The sequence below is a fragment of the Micropruina sp. genome, assembly GCF_047606365.1.
In the GTDB taxonomy this organism is placed as follows: domain Bacteria; phylum Actinomycetota; class Actinomycetes; order Propionibacteriales; family Propionibacteriaceae; genus Micropruina.
In genome coordinates, this window is the sequence record NZ_JASGEN010000047.1 from 26,064 (window position 1) to 46,943 (window position 20,880).

A 20,880-nucleotide genomic window follows, 5' to 3' on the forward strand; every position below is an offset into this window, starting at 1 on the left:
ATGCGACGCGGACGTGGTTCGCGCCGCCTGCGTGCCGAACCGGACGGCGAATCGGACGGCCTCAGCGCGTCGCGGCCCGCTGCCGGAGCACCGACAGGCCAGCATGAGGAGCGTGATAGGACGCAATGCACCCCGCACCGGAGGCAGTTGGGCACGGACTTCGGTGATCCTCGCGGCCGCGGTCACGGCCGCCCTGGCCGGATGCGCCAAGACCCCGCCGGTGCTCGACCCGCCGGCCACCGCCGTCCCGGCCCCGTCGTCCGCCGAGCCGAGCCCGAGCGGCTCGGCGAGCGCAACCCCGTCCGAGTCGAGCAGCCCCAGCACCACGCCGAGTTCGAGCCCGAGCTCGACGCCGTCCGACAAGCCCGCGGTGAAGGCCACCGGTTCGCTCGCGCTGTACAGCGAGGCGAGCAAGAAGCTCGCCGGAACCTGCGCGACGAAGTCCGGGGTGCCGACTCTGACGGTGGCCGATCGAGCCAACGACTTCTTCGGCACCATCGACGCCACGATGGTGCTCTCGGCTCGCCGGACGACCGTGTCGAAGCTGACCATCTCGCTCGGTGAGGACTCCGAATCGATCGTCCGCACGATCAGCTACAACGCCGCCCAGCCGGCCAAGGGAACGTCGCTCGACCTAACCGGCAAGGGCGCCACCTTCACCGCCAAGGGCAAGCTGAGCAACACCGAGAACGGCCAGCCGGCCGGCACCATTCCGGTCACCCTGACGATCACCTGCGCCAACACCAACTGGTGACGCCACTCGTTGATCGGCTTGTCGAGAGCCAAGTCCGGCCACCGCTGATCGAGCTTGTCGAGATCCTTCTGAGGGGTCTCGACAAGCTCGACCGACGGAAGCCAGGGTCCCGACAAGCTCGACCGACGGAACTGCTACTTGGCGATCGAGACGGTGACCTTCTGCTCGACGGTGGTGTAGCCGGACTTCGTGCCGCGCACCACGACGCTGACCTTCTTGCCCTTGTCCTTCGACGTCAGCTTGTAGCTGGTCTTGGTCGCGCCCTTGACCTTGGTCGAGCCGCGGTACCACTGGTAGCTCAGCGCGACCTTGCCCGGACCCCAGCTGCCGGCCTTCACCGTGAGGGTCTTGCCCGCCTTGCGGGTGCCGGTGATCGTCGGCGTCTTCGCAATCAGCGTCCCCTTGGCCACCGTGACGCTCGCCGACGTCCGGCTCAACGAGTCGTAACCGCTGAGTTTGCCGGTCACCCGGACACTGAGCTTCGCGTTCACCTCGGACGCCGACGGCGTGTAGGACGACTTGGTCGCCCCCTTGATGGCGGAGCCGTCGCGGTACCACTGGTAGCTGAGTGAGACCTTGGCCGGTCCCCAGGAGCCGGTCTTGACTGTCAGCGCCGAACCGACCTGGGCGGCACCCGAGAACGTCGGGGTCGGCCCGTCGAGTTGCCGCGGAACGGACGCGGTGGCTTTCGACGTCCTGGTGACCGCGGCATGCCCGGTCTTGGTCCCGGTCACCGCGACACTCATGGCCGCCCCGCCGTCCGCGGCGGTCACCGTGTAGGTCGACTTGGTGGCACCGGCGATCCTGGCACTACCCCGGTACCACTGGTACGACAGCGTGACCGGTGCCGGAGCCCAGGTGCCGGCCTTGGCGGTCAGGGTCGACCCCACCTTCGCCGTGCCCGAGACGGTCGGGGTCGAGGTGGTCTTCAGCTTCAGCAACGGAACGGTGGCCGTGGCGGACGAGCTTCGCACCGTCGGCGCGTACAACTCCCGGGTGCCGGTCACCCGGACACTCAGTGCCTGGCCCGCGTCGTCGACCGTCACCGTCCGGGTGGTTCCGGTGGCGCCGCCGATGGCGGTGTTGCCCCGGTACCACTGGTAGGAGAGCTTCACCGAGCCCGGGCCCCACTTGCCGGCGGACGCGGTCAGCTTCTCGCCGACGGCAGCCTTGCCGCTGACCTTCGGCGTGGCTGCGTCCAGGGTCATGAACAACGCGGCCCAGGTGCGGTCGTCCACGCTGCCGGTGACCGAGCGGCCCACCGAGGCCTGGAACGACTTCACCGCTGCCACCACGTCGGAGCTGAAGCTGGACGCCCCGCCGACCTGCTGACCGGCTGACGCCAGCAGCGTGGCCAGGCCGCGCACCGCGTCCCCCTTGGCGCCGCTGGACAGCGACGGGGCCACTGCGGTCAGCGTGATCGGACCGGCCTCACCGTCGACCTCCAGCTTCTTCGCCTTCTGGAACTTCTTGACTGCCGCGACGGTCGCCGAGTCGTACTTCCCACTGGTGGGAGCGGCATAGCCGGCGGCGCTGAGCAGGTACTGCAGCGCGGTCACCTTGGGACCGGAGTCGCCCGACAGCAGGACCAGGTTGAAGGCCACGTTGTCGTAGTAGCCCAGGTCGTATTCGGCGATGACGTCGTTGAGCTTCGCCGCGTAGGCCGCGGCGTTCTTGGGCTGCTCCACCTTGGCGATCGCGGTGACGAATTTGTCGACGTCGCTGATCACCTTGCGTGCCGCGGCGTAGCGGGAGTCGTCGGCGACGGCGGCGGCGTGCGCGGCGAAGGAGTCCTTGACCGAGCCGTACTTGGCGTAGCTGACCTTGCCGACGGTGACGCAGCCCTCCTGGAAGCGGCTCGCCGCGGACGCGGCCGGGGCGTCCTTGCCGGCCAGCGAGAACGACGACTGGCGGCGCAGGCCGGCGTAGTACTTGCGGGTCTTCCAGTAGCTCAGCGTGGTGCGCACGACGCCGTAGGCGCGCCCACGGGCCTCGATGATGCGCCAGTCGCCGTTGTCGAGCTTCTTGGTCAGGACGGCGACGTGGCCGATCCCGTTGGCCCGGGCCGGGTTGTTGCGCAGGAACACCAGGTCGCCCACCTTGGGCGAGCCGGTGACCTTCTTGGTGGCGTCGTACTGCCACGCGGCGAGGTCGGTGATCCGGTTACCGGACCGGCCGTACAGCCACTCGACCAGTTCGGAGCAGTCGAATCTGGCCGGGTCCGGGTTGCTGATCGCCGCCTCGGCGCCCAGCACGTAGGGCTTGCCGACCTGGTCGTCGGCCAGGCTGGCGAACTGCGCCGGCGTCATCTTGCCGGCACATTGGATGTCGAAGTAGTTCCGGCCCTTCTTGGCCGCATCCGAGGTGCCCCAGTCGCTGTCGACGATGGCCTGCGCCATCGACACCGAGGCGGGGACGCCGTAACTGCGTTGGGCCTGCTGGGCGGGGGTCGCCAGGCTGGTGATGAACGACTCTTTGGCCTTCTTCGAAATGGTGGCGGCGCTGACGCCGGTGGCGTCGGTCAGGGCCAGGGTGGCGACCAGCAGCAGCGCGACGGGGGGTGACAACAATCTCGACAGAACTCGCACACCTGTTAGCTACCTAGTGAGCAATATCGAATGCAAACACGGACTTGAGAGTTGACATTCAGCATCCCCTTAGAAAGGCTCAGGACAAGGGGTGATGCATCTTCACTTCGCTCAACTAATCGTTCAGGGTTGGTCGAGGGTTGGCCATCGCGACCCGATTGGTTCACTTGGACAACCCATTCTTGGGCCCTCCCGAATGCCCTCGGAAAAGACCTTGAATTACACCGATGTCATTTAGTGAATGTCTCGCCAATCGCCCCGAACGCCAACGATCCGGGCACCGCATGCGGCGCCCGGATCGAATGGTCGAGGTGTTCTGAATCAGCCGATCAGTGCTTTGGCTTTGGCAGCCGCGGCCTCGGCGGTGACGCCGTACTTCTCGAACAGCAGGGCGCCGTCGGCGGAAGCGCCGAAGTGGTCGATGCCGATCGCTTCGGTGTTGCCGCCGAGCAGGTCCTTCCAGCCCACCGGCACACCGGCCTCGACGACGACCTTCGGGGTGCCGGCCGGCAGCACCTGCTCCTGGTAGTCGGCGTCCTGGGCCTTGAACCACTCCACGCACGGCAGCGACACCACGCGGGCCGGAATGCCCTCGGCTTCGAGCTTCTCGGCCGCGGCGAGCGCGACCTGCAGTTCGGAACCGGTACCGACCAGGACCACCTTGGCCTCGGAGGAGGCCTCCTTGAGCACGTAGCCGCCCAGCACCGTGTTCTCGGCACCGGCCAGGCCCGAGCCCTCGGAACGGTCCAGGGTGGGCACGTTCTGCCGGGACAGGATCAGCGCCGCCGGATGGTTCTTGGTGCGCAGGATCTGCGCCCAGGCGTGCGCGGTCTCGTTGGCGTCACCGGGGCGCACCACGTCGATGTTCGGCATCAACCGCAGGCTCATCACATGCTCGATCGGCTGATGGGTCGGGCCGTCCTCGCCCACACCGACCGAGTCGTGGGTCCACACGAACGTGGTCGGCACGTGCGACAGCGCGGCCAGTCGCGGCGTCGTCCGCATGTAGTCGGAGAACACCAGGAAGGTGGCGCAGTAGACCCGGGACAGGCCGTCCATGGTGATGCCGTTGGCGATGTTGCCCATGGCGTGCTCACGGATGCCGAAGTGCAGCGTCCGGCCACCGGGGGCACCGGTGAACTCGTGGCTGGACCGCTCGGCGGGGATGAACGAGTTCACCCCGGCCATCGTGGTGTTGTTCGAACCGGCCAGGTCGGCCGAGCCGCCCCACAGCTCGGGCACCGCTTCGGCCAGCGCCGACAGCACCTTGCCGGACGCGGCACGGGTAGCCATCGAACCCGGCTCGAAGACCGGCAGTGCGGCGTCCAGATCGGCCGGAGCCTCCTTGGCGAGCACCCGGTCCAGCAGTTCGGCCTGCCCGGGGTTGGCGGCACGCCAGGCCTCGAACCGCGGATCCCACTCGGCGCGCAACTCCTTGGCGCGAGCGGCGGCGTTGGCGCGGGTGGCGTCCACCACCGCGGTGTCGACGGCGAACGGCTTGTCCTCGAAACCGAGCTTGGCCTTCAGCGCGCTGATCTCGGCGCCGCCCAGCTTGGAGCCGTGCACGGAGTGGTCGCCCTGCTTGGTCGGCAGCGGCCAGCCGATAATGGTGGTCACCTTGATGAAGTGCGGCTTGTCGGTGACCTGCTTGGCCCGCTCGAGAATGTCGTACAGCTCGGCGACCTTCTCCTCATAGGTGGTGAACCCGTTGGTGAAGTCGACGTGGTAGGTGTCCCAGCCGTACGCGGCGTAGCGGGCCTGAACGTCCTCGGAGAAGGCGATCTTGGTGTCGCCCTCGATCGAGATCCGGTTGTCGTCGTAGATCAGGAACAGGTTGCCCAGATCCTGGGTGGCGGCCAGCGACGACGCCTCGCCCGAGACGCCCTCCTGCATGCAGCCGTCACCTGCGATGCAGTACACGTTGTGGTCGAACACCGACTCGCCCGGCGCGGCCTGCGGATCGTACAGCTCACGGGAGCGGCGGGCGCTCATCGCGAAGCCGACCGCGTTGGCCACACCGGCACCCAGCGGACCGGTGGTGCACTCGATGCCCTTGGTCAGGCCGAACTCGGGGTGACCCGGGGTCAGCGACTCCCAGGTGCGCAGGCTCGCGATGTCGTCCAGTTCGAGGCCGAAACCGTTCAGGTACAGCTGCGTGTACTGGGTGAGCGACGAGTGACCCGCGGACATGACGAAGCGGTCGCGGCCCAGCCAACGCGGGTCGGACGGGTCCGACTTCATCAGCTTCGCGTACAGCAGGTAAGCGATCGGAGCCAGCGAAACCGCCGTGCCCGGGTGACCGTTGCCGACCTTCTCGACGGCATCGGCAGCCAGCACGCGAGCGATGTCGACGGCCTTCGCGTCCTGCTCCGTCCACGTCAGATTGCTCATTGAGTATTCCTCTCAGATGTCGCGCCTCAGTGCGCGGGAGACGATGGAGAACGAACACACCCACACTATTGGCTTGTTGACCTGCTTGGGGAGTCGCCCTCGGCAGTCTCGCATTCTGTGTGGAAAGTCACGCGAGTAGCCACGGAACGGACGCGTCGGCGTCGTCGGTGGAAAGTCTGCTGAAGGTCAGGACTCCAGCGCGCGTCCGGCCTGCTCGGGCAGCGCCAGCGAAGCCCCGGCTGCAAGCAGGAAAGCCACCCCGAAGACGCCGAAGACCAGCACCGATCCACCGGCGCCCATCAGCAGCGGCACGCTGAGTGGCGCGATCATCGACGCGATCCGGCCGAAGGCGGCGGCCGCGCCGGTGCCCTTGCCGCGGACGCCGGTCGGGTAAATCTCGGGGCCGACGGCGTACAGCGCACCCCAGGCACCCAGGTTGAAGAAGGACAGCGCACAGCCGGTGACGATGATCATCGTCTCGGTGGTGGCGAACCCGAAGGCTGCTGCCGCGACGGCCGAGCCGGCCAGGAAGACCGCCAGCGTCGCCCGGCGTCCCCACTTCTCGATCAGCCAGGCGGCGACCGCGTAGCCGGGCACCTGGGCGAGGGTGATGATCAGGGTGAACTCGAACGAACGCACCAGCGGGAAGCCGCGCTGCACCAGCAGCGTCGGGATCCAGATGAAGGCGCCGTAGTAGGACAGGTTGATGCAGAACCAGACAGCCCACAGCGCGGCGGTCCGCACCCGGTAGGCGGGCGACCAGATCGAGTGCGTCGGTTCGGCTGCGGCCGCCGGGGCGTCCGGGCTGGGGACGGGGGCGACACCGGCCGACTCCTCGAAGCTGCGGACGGCGTCCTCGGCCTCGGCGATGCGTCCCTTGGATTCCAGGAAGCGGACGGATTCGGGCAACCCCCAGCGGATGGCGGCGGCATAGATGGTGGGCACGATGCCGACCGCCAGGGCCCAGCGCCAGCCGTCCGGCGAGGCGGGGACGACCAGGTAGCCGATCAGCGCGGCCAGGATCCAGCCCAGCGCCCAGAACGCCTCCAGCCCGACCACGACCCGGCCCCGGATCGCCTTCGGCGCGTACTCGCTGACCAGGGTGGACGCCACCGGCAGTTCGGCGCCCAGGCCGATGCCGACGATGAAGCGAAGAACGATCAGCATCGCCACGCTGCCGACCAGGGCCGAGGCGCCGGTGGCGATGCCGTAGATCAGCAGGGTGAGCGCGAAGACCTGGCGGCGTCCGATCCGGTCGGCGAGCAACCCGCCCAGCGAGGCGCCGATGGCCATCCCGACGAAGCCGATCGACCCGATCCAGGACAGGGTGCCGGCGTCCAGCTTCCATTGCGTGGCCAGTGCCGCCATCACGAACGAGATCAGCCCGACGTCCATCGCGTCGAGTGCCCAGCCCACCCCCGACCCGACCAGCAGCTTCCCGTGCTTGCGGGTGAACGGCAGCCGGTCAAGGCGCTCCGAGCGGGTCAGCGAAGTCTCGGTGACGGCATCAGACATTATTTGTCCTCCCTGCCAATAAGCCGGCCTCAGCTTAGTGACGATGCCCCGGCGACGGAACCGTCCCATCGAACCCCGGTCACCGGGGACGGTTCCCTTGGACACCGGGGACGGTTCTCCCGGTCACCAGGGACGGTTCTCTTGGTCACCGAATGCCCGGCTACGGTGAACGGATGCGGATCCTGGTCACTGGCAGCAACGGGTTCGTGGGTGCCCGGGTCGTCGCGGCGGCCCGGGAGCGTGGCTGGCAGGTGGTCGGACTGGGACGGCAACCGCGTCCGGCGGTCGAGGTGGACGCCTATCACCGGCACGACCTGGCCGATCCACTGCGGCTCGATGACACCGTGGACGCGGTGGTGCACTGTGCGGCGCTGGCCTCGCCCTGGGCGCGGCCGGAGGCCTATCGGCGGGCCAACGTGGACGGCACCCGGCACGTTCTGGAGTGGGCCCGAGCTCATGGCGCACCACCGGTGCACTACGTGTCGTCGTCCAGCGTCTTCTACACCCGTGCCGATCAGCTCGGAATCACCGAACGCTCCCCCATTCCCGCGCCCGCGGACCAGATCAACATCTACTCGCGCAGCAAACTCGCCGGCGAACGGCTGATCGAGGCGTACGTGGGCGACTGGAGCATCGTGCGGCCGCGGGCGGTGTTCGGGCCCGGCGATACCGTCCTGCTGCCCCGCGTGGTCACCGCGGCCCGAGCCGGACGGCTGCCGCTACTGGTCCGCAGCCAACCAGAGCCGGTGCTCACCGACCTGACCCATGTGGACGTGGTGGCGCACTACATCGTCGAGGCCGTCGCCCGCGGGTTGACCGGTCCGGTCAACCTGACCAACGGCGAACCCGTCGAGCTGTACCCGTTCCTGTTCGACCTGCTCGACGACCTGGACTTGCCGCGTCCGACCCGTCGACTGCCGGTCGGTGCGGCGATGGCGCTGGCGCGCGCGTCCGAAATCGCCTCGGCGACCGTGCTCGGCTACCGCGAACCACCGATCACCACCTTCGGAGTGTCGATGTTCGCCCACTCCAAGACCTTCGACGTGACCCGCTGCCGCACCCTGCTCGGCGAGCCGCCGCTCAGTGTCGAGGACGGCCGGCGCGCTCTGGTCGAGTGGTGGCGGAAGAGTTCGTCCCGGTCCGGTGACCAAAGGAACCGTCCCCGGTGACCAAAGAGCCGTCCCTGCGCTGCGCTTCGAACGACATCAGGACTAGACTAGACTTAGTCCAGTTGGATAGTCTGCGGCTATGAAGACCGTCAACATCCATGAGGCGAAGACGCACCTCTCTCGCCTGCTTGAGGCTGTGGAAGCCGGAGAGCTCGTGACGATCGCTCGGGCCGGCAAACCGATTGCCGACCTGGTTCCGCATGCCCGCGTCGACCTGGTGTGGGGCTCGTGGGTCGACGCTCCGCGGTTGCCCGACGACTTTGATGAGGTCGCTCCCGAGATCGTCGAGATGTTCGAGAACGCGTGAGCAACTACCTGCTCGACACCAACGCCCTGTACTGGCTGATGACCGACGATCCCTCGATGGGTTCGGTCACGCGGGGGCGGATCGCCGCGGCTTCCACGGTCGCCTACTCAGCCGCCTCGATCTGGGAACTCGAGATCAAACGACTCCTCGGCCGCATCCCGCGCGACAAGCCCTTTGAGGCCATCGGGGCCGAGACAGGGCTCACTGAACTACCGATCACCGCAGTTCACGCGAGCACGATCGGGCGGATCGACCTGCCGCACAAAGATCCCTTCGACCGAATGCTGCTGGCCCAAGCCACCGCCGAGCGACTCACCTTGCTGACCGCAGATCGGCTGCTGCTGGGCCTCGGGCGCACGGACGTTCTCGACGCCAGGCTTTAGCTAACCGTCCCGGCGAACTCGGCGGCGCTTGGCGGTCGGAGCTTCCACCGGCCAGGGCATGCCGAAGATCTGGGGCACTCGCAGGCCCCGTGAGCGCAGCAGCGCCTGCAGCGCCAGATGCGCGGATGCCTGGGCTCGCTCGGGGCGGACGGCCAGCCGCAGGCTGCCGTCGGCGCGTTGCACCAGCCGGAAGTCGGCCACCGCCGGCGCACCCAGGACGGCGGCCCGGACGAAGTCTGCGAACAGAGGCCGGGTCTCCCCCGTCGCGGCGGTGAACTGCAGGACGTCGTCCGCGCGGCCCTCGATCCGGTCGATCGCGGTGAACACCGAACCGCACGGGCAGTTCGCCGCACCCGGCACCAGCACGTCGCCCAGCCGGTAGCGGATGATCGCCTGGCTGGTTCGGTACAGGTCGGTGATGATCGGCACGAACCGGCCGCTGGCTTCGTCGATCACCTCGCGCTCGACGTGCACCAGGTCCTCGTTGAGGTGCAGGGTGCCGTGGGCGCAGCTGATCCCGAGGAAGCCCTCGGTGGCCTGGTAGACCTGCCGCAACCGGACGCCGAAACCGGCCTCGACTCGCGCCGCCACATCGTCGTCGAGAACGTCGGCGATCGAGTAGACGACCTGGGGCCGGAGCTGCCCGGAGCCCACCGAGGAACGACCGGCGAGGTCGTCCAGCACTTGCGGCGGGGCGGCCAGCACGGTGGGTGCGAAGTCGGTCAACTGCGCGGCGATGACGTCCGGGTCGAGCGCCAGGTCGACGTAGCGGAAGGCGATGCGTCCACCGTCGACCGCCTGGTAGAGCGGGCCGCCGGAACGCAGCACCAGCGCCACCCGGGCCGGTTCGCGCAGGCTGGGCAGCGCCTTGGCCAGGACCGTGCCGGCCCAGCGGGCACGTTCGGCGGGTGAGGTCAGGAAGACGCCTTGGCGTCCGGACGTGCCCGACGAGAGCCCGACGCTGACGCCGGCCAGGGTGGCGTCGAAGCTGCGTCGCGCCTCGGCCTCGCGCGCCGCAACCAAGCAGTCGTCGAGGCTCAGCCCGCGATCGTTGAGGCCGTCGAAGTGCTCCAACCATTCGGCCTTGTCGAGCACCGGGAACGCGTCCAGTTCGACGCTCTCGATATCGGCGTAGTACGGAAACACCCGACGCGCCCGGCCGAGCGCCTTCCGCAGCCGGCGGCGCTGGTACCGGTCCAACGCGTCCCGGGTGCCGAAACGACGCAGCCAGGTGCCCAGCACTGAGCGCAGCACCTGCCACCGGTCGACCTGCAGTTGCTCAGCCACGGCCACGGATCCGATCGAGGCTGGCGGTGCAATGCGACGGCACGATCGCCAGGTCGGGGCGCTCCCGATGCAGCCGCGCCAGCCCGCGGACGACGCCCTCGTAGGCCTCCCGGTCACCGCGCAGTGGCGGCAACGGCAGTTCGCCGTGAGTGAAGGCACGCTCGTTCCACACCGCATCGCCCACCAGCAGGACCCCGTCATCCCCAGCACCCGGCAGCCACAAGCCGAGATGCCCATCGGTGTGGCCCGGCAACGGCAGCACGAACGCGGTGCCGTCGCCGAACAGGTCGTAGCCGTTGCGCAGCCGGCCGCCGAGACCGGTCGGCCCGACGGCCAGCTCGGCCAGCGGCAGCAGGCGTTCGTCGAGGTCGTCGGGCAGCAGGTCGGGCACGAAACCGTGCGCGGTGTTCGTCCAGGCCGACCGATCCCGCCAGCCGGGTGCCAGCGCGCCGTCACCGACGACCACCCGGGCATCCGGAAAGTCGCGCAACCCGGCCACGTGGTCGCCGTGCAGGTGGGAGAGCACGATCAGCCGGACCTGTTCGGGGCCGATGCCGCGGTCGCGCAGCTGCGTCACCATGGCGTCCGATTCACCGCAGGTCACCGGCAGCAGCGCCCCGTACAGCCGGTACGGCAGCCGCGCCGTCGCGGTGTGGAAGCGGGGCGCATAGCCGGTGTCGAACAGGGCGACCCCGCCGTCCGGGTGCGGAATGACCGCCACCGCGGACGGGAACTCGATCGGACGCCACGCCCCGCCGTCGCGGACGAACCGCTCCAGCTGGACGCAGTGCCCGGCGACGAGCACCTCCCACTCACGCATCACGATCCCCGTTCACCCCGCCGCACCATGTCGGCCTCTTGCGTCGACAGCCCACGCCACTTCGGCGCCCCAGCATCAGTACCGCAGGACTGCCCCGCCGAACAACAATCCGGCGCCGGTCCCGATCAGCAGACACAGGCCGCCGCGCTCGAGGCGTCCGGTCTCGACGGCATGTGCCAGAGCGGTCGGCATCGACGCGGACACCTGGTTGCCGTGTTCGGCGAGGATGTCGACCACGGTCTCGGACCGTACCGGCAATCGTTCGCGCAGGAAGCGCAGTCCCAGCCCGGACGCCTGGTGCGGCACCACGACATCGATCGCGTCGGCGTCCACGCCCGCCTCGGCGAGCAGCCCGTCGAGGAAGCCCGGCATCTCGCGGGTGACCAGTTTCATCATGCCCAGGCCGTCCATGGCAAACAGGTAGTCGATGGCGGACGGGGGCGGGGTAACCGGGTTCCACCGGGTGCCGCCGGCGGCGATCCGGCACAGCTCGGACGCGCTCGGGTAGCTGGTCAGCCGCAGCGCCAGAATCTCGGACGCCTGCGACCCCTCCAGCAGCACGGCGGCAGCCCCGTCGCCGAACAGTGCGCTGGATTCCAGATCGGCATGGTTGAGGCCCTTGGATGCGATGTCCACCGCTGCCACGGCAACCCGCTTCCAGCGCCCCATCGCGATGCCGAAAGACGCCTGTTGCAGTGCGGTCAGGAAGCCGAGGCAGGACGCGTTCACATCGAAGGCCTCGAGCCTGCCACCGGTCACCCCGAGTTGGGCGGCGGTCAGGATCGCGGTGGTCGGCATCGGCTGCTCGGGAAGCACCGAGGCGACGATCAGCGCATCCAGTTCGTCGACGTCCCAATCGGCCCGGTCCAGCGCCTGGCTGAGCGCGCCGACGGTCATGCTGACGCTGGTTTCGCCGGGTCCTATCCAATGCCGCGCGGCAACCCCCGAGCGGGTGAAAGTGAGGCCTGGGACCCGGCCGTGGGCGGCGTCCAGGTCGGTGGAGGTGACCCGCCGCGCGGGGGTGTGACTGCCCACCGAGACAATCCGAACGGGCCAGGACATGGCCGCAAACGTAGCAGCGCGAAGGGCCGATCCAGCTACCAGGGCCGGACGAAGACGGCGTAGCTGCGCGCCGGCACCCGGGCCCATTCGCCCTCCACCCGGGCGCCCTTGACGACCGCATCGTGTCCGCGGGCCTGCACCGGATGCAGCACGTGCCGACGGTCCAGCCCGGGCACCGGCAGCCGTGCCGGCAGCGGGGTGGCGTTGAACACGGTGACCAGGCTGGACCATTCGTCCTGGCTCGGTTCGCCGACGCTGTCGTCGATCCGCATCACGATCACACCGGGAATCTGGTGGGCGGTGTTCGAGACCGGGAAGGTCAGCTTGGTGCGAATCTCGTGTCCGGACGCCAGCCGGAACAGCCTGGTCGAGGCCCGCAGCCGAAGCAGGTCGAGCGCCTGGGCGTGCGCCTCGGCGATGTCCTCGGGACTCGGTTTGAGCGCCACATCCGCCAGGAACGGCCGGAAGAAGTCCCACTTCGGACCGTTGTCGACCTCGGGCGGAAGCCCAGCACCGAAGCCGTTGTCGGTCATCGTCCAGTCCAGGAAGTTGAACCAGTCGCCGGAGTTGTAGGAGTTCCGGTCGAGGCTCTTGCTGCGCAGGATGTCGGTGCCGGCATGCCACATCACCGGGCCCTGGCCGAGGGTGGCGAGCGCCAGGCAGAGCGTGTTCAGCCGCACCCGGTCGGCCATCGTGGTCTCCATCGGCAGCTTCAGGGTGAGCGCGTCGAACAGGGTCTCGTTGTCGTGCGCGTCGACGTAGTTGATCACCTCGTCCGGCTCGCCGGCGTAGCTGGCCGGCTGGCCGTTGTACTCCAGTTCGTCGCCGCGGACGAACTGCCGGCGGCTGTTGGCCGGCAGCCAGTAGTCGCGCAGGTTGCCGGTCAGACCCAGCTGGATCAGGTCGGTGTCGAGCAGCAGCCGGTCACGCTGGTGGTAGCCGTCGCCGTTGACCGGGGAGTCGTTGGACGCGGTGAGCAGGCCGGTGCCGAAACCCTGCCCGCGCGGATCGTGGTCGAACGGACCTCCGCCGCGGACGGCGTCGCGCAGCCGGTCGTTGAATGTGCCGATCCCGGTGCCGCCCAGGTTGCCCTGGCGGGCCTGGACGAAGCGCGCGTCGTCGGCCACCTCGCCGAAGTTCCAGCCCTCGCCGTAGAGCGTGACGGCGCTGCCGTCCACCCCGTCGCGCTCGGGGGTGAGCGCGTCAAGCGCGGCCCGCACCGCGCGCATATTGGCAAGGCTGTGGTGGCCCATCAGGTCGAACCGGAAGCCGTCCACCTTGTAGTCGCGGGCCCACAGCAGCACCGAGTCGACCATCAGCTTCTGCGCCATCGCGTGCTCGGTGGCCACGTTCGGGCAGCAGGTGGAATGTTCGGTGAAGCCCAGCGGCGAGAGCCGGTGGTAGTAGCCCGGAACGATCCGGTCGAGCACCGATTTGGTGTTCTGGCCGTAGCTGGCGGTGTGGTTGAAGACCTGGTCGAGCACCACCCGCAGTCCGAGCCCGTGCAGGGCGCCGATCATGGCGCGGAACTCGTGCACCCGTCCGGCACCCTCGGCGCTGGCCAGGCTGGCGCAGTACGACCCCTCGACGGCCTGGTAATGCCACGGGTCGTAGCCCCAGTTGTACGGACTGTTGGTGACGGTGAGCGCGATCAGCCGCTGCTGATGGGGGCTGTCCGCGGGCGCGGCCCGCAGGTCGGCCTTCGGTGGACGGTGCTGGCGTTCCTTGGCCTCTTCAACACTCGCGTTGTCGAACGTCGGCAACAGCTGCACGGTGTTCAAACCAGCGTCGGCAAGGCGTTTCAGGTGCCGGATGCCGAGGCTGTCGCGGGTGAACGCCAGGAAGCTGCCCCGCTCGTCGGCGGGCACCGACTTGTCGCTGATCGAGAAGTCGCGCACATGCAACTCGTAGATGACCTGGTCGACGGCGTGACTCAGCCGCGGCTGGGGGGTCGTCCGCCACTGCTCGGGCGCCAGTTCGGGATCGCGCAGGTCGACGATCACCGCGTGCGTCGAGTTGACGGTGAGCGAGACCGAATAGGGGTCGGTGACCTGGTTGGTCACCACCCGCCGTCCGCTCGGGGCGTAGACGGTGACCTCCCAGCGGTACCGGGCGGCCAGCCAGTCCGGTCCGCCGGAAATCGCCCAGCAGCCGTCGGCCTCGCGCGTAGCCGGCAGCGAACGGCCCGGATCGTGCAGATCGTCCTCGGCGCCCCAGATGCGCAGCCGGACGTCGTGCGCGGTCGGCGCCCACAGCCGCAGGGTCGGCGTCCGGCCCTGCCAGCTCAGCCCGAGCTGGGCCTCGGTGGCGGCCGCATACAGGTCGTCCAGCACCCCGGGCAGCTGCAGCGAGCCGGCGTTGACCAGCCGTCCGGACGCCTGGTGCAGGCTGAGCACGACCTGCCCGCGCAGGATCTGCTCGGCCCGCGCCGCGGTCTCGGGCCGCAGCCGCAGGGCCAGATAGCCGCGCAGGTGCGGCCGCTCGATGAGCACGTCCTCAGGCAGACCGTCGAGGTCGAACCGCACCTCGTCGATGTCCCACACCACGGGTTCGCGGGCGCCCGGATCGATCCCGCCGTCCGGCGACCAGTGCAGCTGCCAGTCCAGCTCGGCCGGATCGACACCGCTGGGGACGCCGTCGGCCGGCCACGCGATCAGGTCACGTCGCACCCAGTGGCCGGGCGCGAGTGTCAGATCGGGTGGGCCTTGCAGTCTGCGCATCGCAGCAACCTCATCGTCGAGAACTCCGGACCCGACCATCGTGCCTCGTGACAGCGGATTCGGCGACGCCGCCTCGCGGCGCGTCTACCGCATCTGCGAGGCACGCGCCTTGGCGTCGGCGATGGACTGCGGGGTCGCGCCGGGCTCGCCCTCGGGAATCGGGACGACGGCGACCGCGGTGCCGTAACAGCACACCTCGGAGAACTGGGCGGCGATCTCGCCGGTGTCGAACCGGCAGGCGACGATCGCGTTGGCGCCACGCTGGGTGGCCTGCTCCCACATCCGGGCCATCACCTGCTGCCGCGAGTCGTAGACCAGCTGGGTGTACTCGTTCACCTCGCCGCCGCCCAGCGAGCGGAAGCTGGCGACGAAGTTCGCGCCGATGTTGGCCGACCGCACGGTCATGCCCATGACCTCGCCGAACACGGCCTCGATGCGGTAGCCAGGAATGTCGTTGGTGGTGACGATCAGCATTGCCGCATCGTATTGCGCGTCGGGTGCCGCTTCCGTCCGGCGAGATCCAGTGAGCGAGTGGAGACCTTCGTCATCCCGGCGAACGCCGGGATCTCAGCGCCGGACTGGGCGTCTGCCGAGATCCCGGATCAACCGGCGAGCCACCGCTGATCGAGCTTGTCGAGATCCTTCCGCGGGGTCTCAACAAGCTCGACCACCGAGGCTTGGTTTCGACAAGCTCAACCAACGGTGCCGAGCGTCACTGGTCGTCGGCCAGCGCCGTCGTCCGGCCGAGCAGGTGTGCGTAACGGCCGCCGGCCGCCCGCAGTTCGGCCTCGGTGCCACGCTCGGCGACCCGGCCCTCGTCGAGCACGATGATCTCGTCGCAGTCGGCGACGGTCGACAGCCGGTGCGCGATGGTCAGCGTGGTCCGGCCCTCGGCGAGAACGTCCAGGGCGGCCTGCACCTCGCGTTCGGTGTCGTTGTCGAGGGCGCTGGTGGCCTCGTCCAGCACCAGGATGCGCGGGTTGCGCAGCAGTGTCCGGGCGATGGCCAGCCGCTGCCGCTCACCGCCGGAGAACCGGTGACCCCGGGAGCCGACCACGGTGTCCAGGCCCTCGGGAAGTTCCTCGATCAGCTCGGCGATCCGGGTCGCCCGGAGCACCTGCCAGAGTTCGGCGTCGGTGGCGTCCGGCCTGGCCAGCAGCAGGTTGGCACGAATGCTGTCGTGCACCAGGTAGGTCTCCTGGGACACCACGCCGATGAACCGGCTGCGGTCGGCGGCGGCGAAATCACGCAGGTCGATGCCGTCCACGGTGATTCGTCCGGACGTCGGATCGTCGAGCCTGACCAGCAGCGATGCCAGCGTCGACTTGCCCGACCCGGTCTCCCCCACCACGCCCAGTGAGCCACCGGCCGGGATGGTCAGGGTGATGCCGGCGAGCACGTCCCGATCGCCGTCGGGGTAGCGGAACCGGACGTCCTCGAACCGCACCTCACCGTGAATGCCCGCCGGGTCAATCGTGACCGGCTCGGACGGCTCGGGGACGCCGACCGGCAGGTCCAGGTAGCCGAAGATCCGGCTCAGCAGCGCCATCGACGACACCCACTGGGCACCGATGTTGAGCAGCCCCATGATCGGCCGGAAGATCGCCACCTGCAGCGTGGTGAACGCGATCAGGGTGCCGATGGTCAGCCCCGGGGTGAGCGCCGGAAAGCCCGCGACCAGATAGATCAGCGCCGGGATGGCGGCGAAGATGATCTGCATGGTGGCCATCCGCCACCGTCCGGCCAACTGCGAGCGCAACTCCAGCTGGACGAGTTCCTCCGAGGTGGCGGCGAACTCTGCCGAGCGGGGATCGGCCAGGCCCAGGGTGCGGTTCAGGATGGCGCCGTTGATGCCCATCGACTCCTGCACCTCTTCCTGCAGGTCGGCCAGCGCATGCTGCCGCCGCGCGGTCAGGTCGCGGCGGACCAGGGCGACCCGGCGAGTGGTCCAGATCGCCGGTGGCAGCACCAGCGCGGTGAGCAGGGTGAGCTGCCAGCTGAGCGCGATCATCGCTGCCGCAGTGGCGACGGCGGTGGTGAAGTTGGACGCCACCGAGGTCGCCGTCGACGTCACCACGGACTGCAGGCCGGCGATGTCGTTGGTCAGCCGGGACTGCACCTCACCGCCGCGGGTGCGCTTGAAGAAGTCCAACGACAGCGACTGCAGATGGTCGAACACGCCGACCCGCAGCCGATGCATCACCCGTTGTCCGACCTCGGTCGCCAGCCAGGTCTGGGTCACCCCTAGCAGTCCGGTGACGGCGGCGACCGCGACCATGCCGCTCACGCACCAGACCAGCAGGGTGGTGTTCTGCTGCGGCAGGGCGACATCGATCACCGCGCGGACCAGGAACGGCTGGGCCAGGCCGGCCACCGAGGTCGCCACGATGGTCAGGGTCAGCACGATCAGCCGTCCGCGATCGCCGATGAAGAGCCCCAGCACCCGGCGGGCCGACACCGGCGACTCGGCCAGCTGGGCACGGTCGTCCGGATTGATCCGGGCCGGCCCACGCTCGATTGCCATCTCCATGACTGCCCCTCTCGCCAGTTCACGGCGAGGCTAGCCGCCCCGCCCGGTCTCAGACTCCGGCGTTCCCACGGGGGTTGGGGCTGTCTGCATAGGGTGCGAGCATGGCCGACACGTTGCACCTCAGCGCTGGTGAGTACACCGGCGACCTGCCGATCGCGGAGGGCGCCATCCGTGCGACCGGGCTGTCCGCCGTCCCGACCGACCGTGGCCCGCTCACCTCCTACGACCCCGGATTCGTGAACACGGCAGCCTGCCGCAGCGCGATCACCTACATCGACGGTGACGCCGGAATCCTGGAACACCGCGGCTATCCGATCGAGGAACTGGCCGAGCATTCGACCTTCCTCGAGGTCGCCTACCTGCTGATCAACGGCGAGTTGCCGTCGGCGTCCGAACTCGAGGACTGGGACGCCCAGGTCAACCGGCACCGCCTGGTCCACGAGAACGTGCACGAGATCATCCGGGCGTTCCGCTACGACGCCCACCCGATGGCCAAGCTGATGGCGTCGGTGGCCTCGCTGATGACCTTCTATCCCTCGTCGCGCCGCATTTCCGACCCCGAGTCGCGCGAGCTCAACGCCTTCCGGCTGCTGGGCAAGATGCCCACCCTGGCGGCGGCCGCCTTCCGGCACTCGATCGGACGCCACCCCGTCTACCCCAGCGACGAACTCGGCTACGTGGAGAACTTCCTGGCCATGCTGTTCCAGTCGCAGCAGCGGGTCTGGCGCGCCGACCCGCGGCTGGTCCGGGCGCTGGAAGTGCTGTTCATCCTGCATGCCGACCATGAGCAGAACTGCTCCACCACGGCGGTGCGGACGGTGGCCTCGTCCGGCAACGATCTGTACACCTCGTGCGGGGCCGGCATCGGCGCCCTGTTCGGACCGCTGCACGGCGGCGCCAACGAGGCGGTGCTGCGGATGCTGCGCGAGATCGGCAGCCTCGACCGGGTGCCCGAGTTCATCGAGGGCGTCAAGAACGGCAAGGGCCGGCTGATGGGCTTCGGCCACCGCGTCTACAAGAACTACGATCCGCGGGCCAAGGTGATCAAGAAGGCCGTCGACGACGTGTTCGAGGTGCGCGGCACCAATCCGCTGCTCGACATCGCCCTCGAACTGGAGAAGATCGCGCTGAACGACGAGTACTTCGTCTCGCGCAAGCTCTACCCCAACGTCGACTTCTACTCGGGCCTGATCTACGAGGCGCTGAACTTCCCCAGCGAGATGTTCACCGTGCTGTTCGCCGTGCCGCGGACGGCCGGCTGGATCGCGCATTGGCAGGAGCAGCTGACCGATGCCGATCAGCGGATCATCCGGCCCAAGCAGATCTACACCGGTTCTGAGCGGCGTCCGTACGTGCCGCTCGGACGGCGGTGAACCAGAGCTGGGTCGAGCCGGTCAGCCTGGCCGGGTGGGGCGTCCGGCTGGTGCCGCTCGAGTTGGGGCATGCCGCAGGGTTGGCGGACGCCGCCGCCGACGGTGAGCTGTGGACACTGCGAGTGACCAGCGCGCCGGAGCCGGGGCAGGAGACCGGCTACATCGCCGAGGCTCTGGCGACTCCCGACCGGGTGCCGTTCGCGGTGCTCGATGAAGCCGGACGCGTGCTGGGCAGCACCAGCTACCACGACATCGCGCCCGAGGTGCACCGGCTCGAGATCGGCTACACCTGGTACCGGCGCAGCGTGCAGCGCACCCACGTGAACACCGCCTGCAAACTGCTGCTGCTCGGCCACGCCTTCGAGACCCTGGACGCCGGCGTCGTCGGCTGGCGCACCGACAACGAGAACTTCGCCAGCCAGCGCGCCATCGAACGACTCGGCGCCCGCAAGGACGGCGAACTGCGGCACCACAAGCTGCGACGCGACGGCTCGATCCGGAACACGGTCATGTACAGCATGCTCGCCGACGAGTGGCCCCCGGTGAAGGAGCGGCTGACCGCCCGGTTGCGGCAACGCTAACTGTCGCTCGTCCCCCACCATCGGTCGAGCTCGTCGAGACCCCAAGCCGCACAGTTGGTCGAGCTTGTCGAGACCTCAACCGCCCCACCATTGGTCGAGCTTGTCGAGACCCAAACCACCCACCGTTGGTCGAGCTTGTCGAGACCCAAACCACCCACCGTTGGTCGAGCTTGTCGAGGCCCCTCCGCACCCATCCGCGGACAGCCCCGCACGACCGACCCCGAATCCACACGCGCCGGCCCTGATTCCCGGAACCAGGCCTCGGCACGGCGACCATCGACCGCGCCACTACGCTGTCCGGCGTGGCTTTGACAATCGGCATCGTCGGGCTGCCCAACGCGGGCAAGTCCACCCTGTTCAACGCGCTCACCCGCAACGAGGTGCTGGCGGCGAACTACCCGTTCGCGACCATCGAACCCAACGTGGGGGTGGTGGGGGTGCCGGACGAGCGGCTGCCGCAACTGGCGAAGCTGTTCGGCTCCGAACGGATCGTCCCGGCCACGGTCAGCTTCGTCGACATTGGCGGCATCGTGAAGGGTGCGTCGGCGGGTGAGGGCATGGGCAACGCGTTCCTGGCCAACATCCGCGAGGCGGACGCCATCTGCCAGGTCACCCGGGTGTTCCGCGACCCCGACGTCACCCACGTCGACGGTGCCGTCAACCCGGGCAACGACATCGACACGATCACCACCGAGCTGATGCTGGCCGACCTGCAGACCGTCGAGAAGGCACTCCCCCGGCTGGAGAAGGAAGCCCGGATCAACAAGGACCGGCGCGAGACCCTGGCCGCCGTCCAGGCCGCGCAGCAGGTGCTCGACTCCGGACGCGGCATCTACGCCGCGGGCGTCGACCGCGAGCCGCTGCGCGAGCTGTTCCTGCTCACCGCCAAGCCGTACATCTACGTGTTCAACTGCGACTCCGACGAACTCACCGACACCGCGCTGCTGGACCGGATGCGCGAGCTGGTGGCGCCCGCCGAAGCGATCTTCCTGGACGCCAAGATCGAGTCCGAACTGGTCGAGATGGAGCCGGACGAGGCCCGCGAGTTCCTGGTCGAGATGGGCATCGACGAGCCCGGCCTGGACGTGCTGGCCCGGGTCGGCTACGAAACCCTCGGCCTGCAGAGCTACCTGACCGCCGGCCCCAAGGAGGCCCGCGCCTGGACGATCCGCAAGGGTGCCACCGCCCCCGAAGCCGCCGGAGTGATCCACACCGACTTCCAGAAGGGCTTCATCAAGGCCGAGGTGGTGTCCTTCGACGACCTGATCCAGCTGGGTGGCATGCAGCAGGCCAAGGCCGCCGGCAAGGTCCGGCTGGAGGGCAAGGACTACGTGATGGCGGACGGCGACGTGGTGGAGTTCAGGCACGGAGGAACGGCTGGGAGCGGGGGCAAGAAGTAG

At 68.9% G+C, this 20,880-nt stretch carries 16 protein-coding genes; 7 read left to right on the forward strand and 9 right to left on the reverse strand.

The genetic code is table 11. The annotated features are described in order from the left end of the window. Positions 1–112 precede the first annotated feature (112 nt). Positions 113–754, forward strand: coding sequence for a hypothetical protein (locus QM624_RS06195; protein WP_415089841.1), 642 nt, complete (start codon positions 113–115; stop codon positions 752–754). 134 nt (positions 755–888) lie between these two features. Here QM624_RS06195 and QM624_RS06200 read toward each other — a convergent pair whose 3' ends face one another. From QM624_RS06200 to QM624_RS06210, 3 genes are all read right to left on the reverse strand, one after another. Next, positions 889–3,321: a peptidoglycan-binding protein gene (locus tag QM624_RS06200; protein WP_415089843.1), complete on the reverse strand. Its 2,433-nt coding sequence runs from the start codon at positions 3,319–3,321 to the stop codon at positions 889–891. Positions 3,322–3,663: 342 nt separating this feature from the next. Beyond that, positions 3,664–5,733: a transketolase gene (gene tkt / locus QM624_RS06205; protein ID WP_415089845.1), complete on the reverse strand. Its 2,070-nt coding sequence runs from the start codon at positions 5,731–5,733 to the stop codon at positions 3,664–3,666. Between the two features lie 186 nt (positions 5,734–5,919). Then, the gene (locus QM624_RS06210; RefSeq protein ID WP_415089847.1) at positions 5,920–7,248 is read right to left on the reverse strand and encodes an MFS transporter; all 1,329 of its coding nucleotides are present in this window, start codon (positions 7,246–7,248) and stop codon (positions 5,920–5,922) included. A 173-nt stretch (positions 7,249–7,421) separates the two neighbouring features. On the opposite strand from QM624_RS06210, the gene QM624_RS06215 reads away from it, so the two are divergent. From QM624_RS06215 to QM624_RS06225, 3 genes are all read left to right on the forward strand, one after another. Next, a complete protein-coding gene (locus QM624_RS06215) occupies positions 7,422–8,417 on the forward strand; it encodes an NAD-dependent epimerase/dehydratase family protein (protein WP_415089849.1) in 996 nt (331 codons plus the stop codon). 79 nt (positions 8,418–8,496) lie between these two features. Further along, positions 8,497–8,724, forward strand: coding sequence for a type II toxin-antitoxin system Phd/YefM family antitoxin (locus QM624_RS06220; protein ID WP_415089851.1), 228 nt, complete (start codon positions 8,497–8,499; stop codon positions 8,722–8,724). Continuing rightward, a complete protein-coding gene (locus QM624_RS06225) occupies positions 8,721–9,107 on the forward strand; it encodes a type II toxin-antitoxin system VapC family toxin (RefSeq protein WP_415089853.1) in 387 nt (128 codons plus the stop codon). The genes QM624_RS06220 and QM624_RS06225 overlap by 4 nt, the downstream gene beginning before the upstream one ends. Here QM624_RS06225 and QM624_RS06230 read toward each other — a convergent pair whose 3' ends face one another. The 6 genes from QM624_RS06230 to QM624_RS06255 form a co-directional block, all read right to left on the reverse strand. Further along, the gene (locus QM624_RS06230; protein WP_415089855.1) at positions 9,108–10,394 is read right to left on the reverse strand and encodes a F390 synthetase-related protein; all 1,287 of its coding nucleotides are present in this window, start codon (positions 10,392–10,394) and stop codon (positions 9,108–9,110) included. Beyond that, positions 10,387–11,214 carry an MBL fold metallo-hydrolase gene (locus tag QM624_RS06235; RefSeq protein ID WP_415089857.1) on the reverse strand — a complete coding sequence of 276 codons (828 nt, stop codon included), beginning with the start codon at positions 11,212–11,214 and terminating at the stop codon, positions 10,387–10,389. The genes QM624_RS06230 and QM624_RS06235 overlap by 8 nt, the downstream gene beginning before the upstream one ends. A 75-nt stretch (positions 11,215–11,289) precedes the next feature. After that, complete coding sequence (locus QM624_RS06240; RefSeq protein WP_415089860.1) at positions 11,290–12,276, reverse strand: 3-oxoacyl-[acyl-carrier-protein] synthase III C-terminal domain-containing protein; 987 nt, start codon at positions 12,274–12,276, stop codon at positions 11,290–11,292. 35 nt (positions 12,277–12,311) lie between these two features. Next, entirely contained in the window at positions 12,312–14,996 is a 2,685-nt protein-coding gene (gene pulA / locus QM624_RS06245) for a pullulanase-type alpha-1,6-glucosidase (protein WP_415089862.1), read from the reverse strand. A gap of 84 nt (positions 14,997–15,080) precedes the next feature. Then, complete coding sequence (locus QM624_RS06250; protein WP_415089864.1) at positions 15,081–15,470, reverse strand: YbjQ family protein; 390 nt, start codon at positions 15,468–15,470, stop codon at positions 15,081–15,083. 238 nt (positions 15,471–15,708) lie between these two features. Then, entirely contained in the window at positions 15,709–17,526 is a 1,818-nt protein-coding gene (locus QM624_RS06255) for an ABC transporter ATP-binding protein (RefSeq protein ID WP_415089866.1), read from the reverse strand. 101 nt (positions 17,527–17,627) lie between these two features. On the opposite strand from QM624_RS06255, the gene QM624_RS06260 reads away from it, so the two are divergent. From QM624_RS06260 to ychF, 3 genes are all read left to right on the forward strand, one after another. Then, entirely contained in the window at positions 17,628–18,899 is a 1,272-nt protein-coding gene (locus QM624_RS06260) for a citrate synthase (protein WP_415089868.1), read from the forward strand. Next, the gene (locus QM624_RS06265; RefSeq protein ID WP_415089870.1) at positions 18,896–19,480 is read left to right on the forward strand and encodes a GNAT family N-acetyltransferase; all 585 of its coding nucleotides are present in this window, start codon (positions 18,896–18,898) and stop codon (positions 19,478–19,480) included. Before QM624_RS06260 ends, QM624_RS06265 begins: the two co-directional genes overlap by 4 nt. A gap of 302 nt (positions 19,481–19,782) precedes the next feature. Next, complete coding sequence (gene ychF / locus QM624_RS06270) at positions 19,783–20,880, forward strand: redox-regulated ATPase YchF (protein ID WP_415089873.1); 1,098 nt, start codon at positions 19,783–19,785, stop codon at positions 20,878–20,880.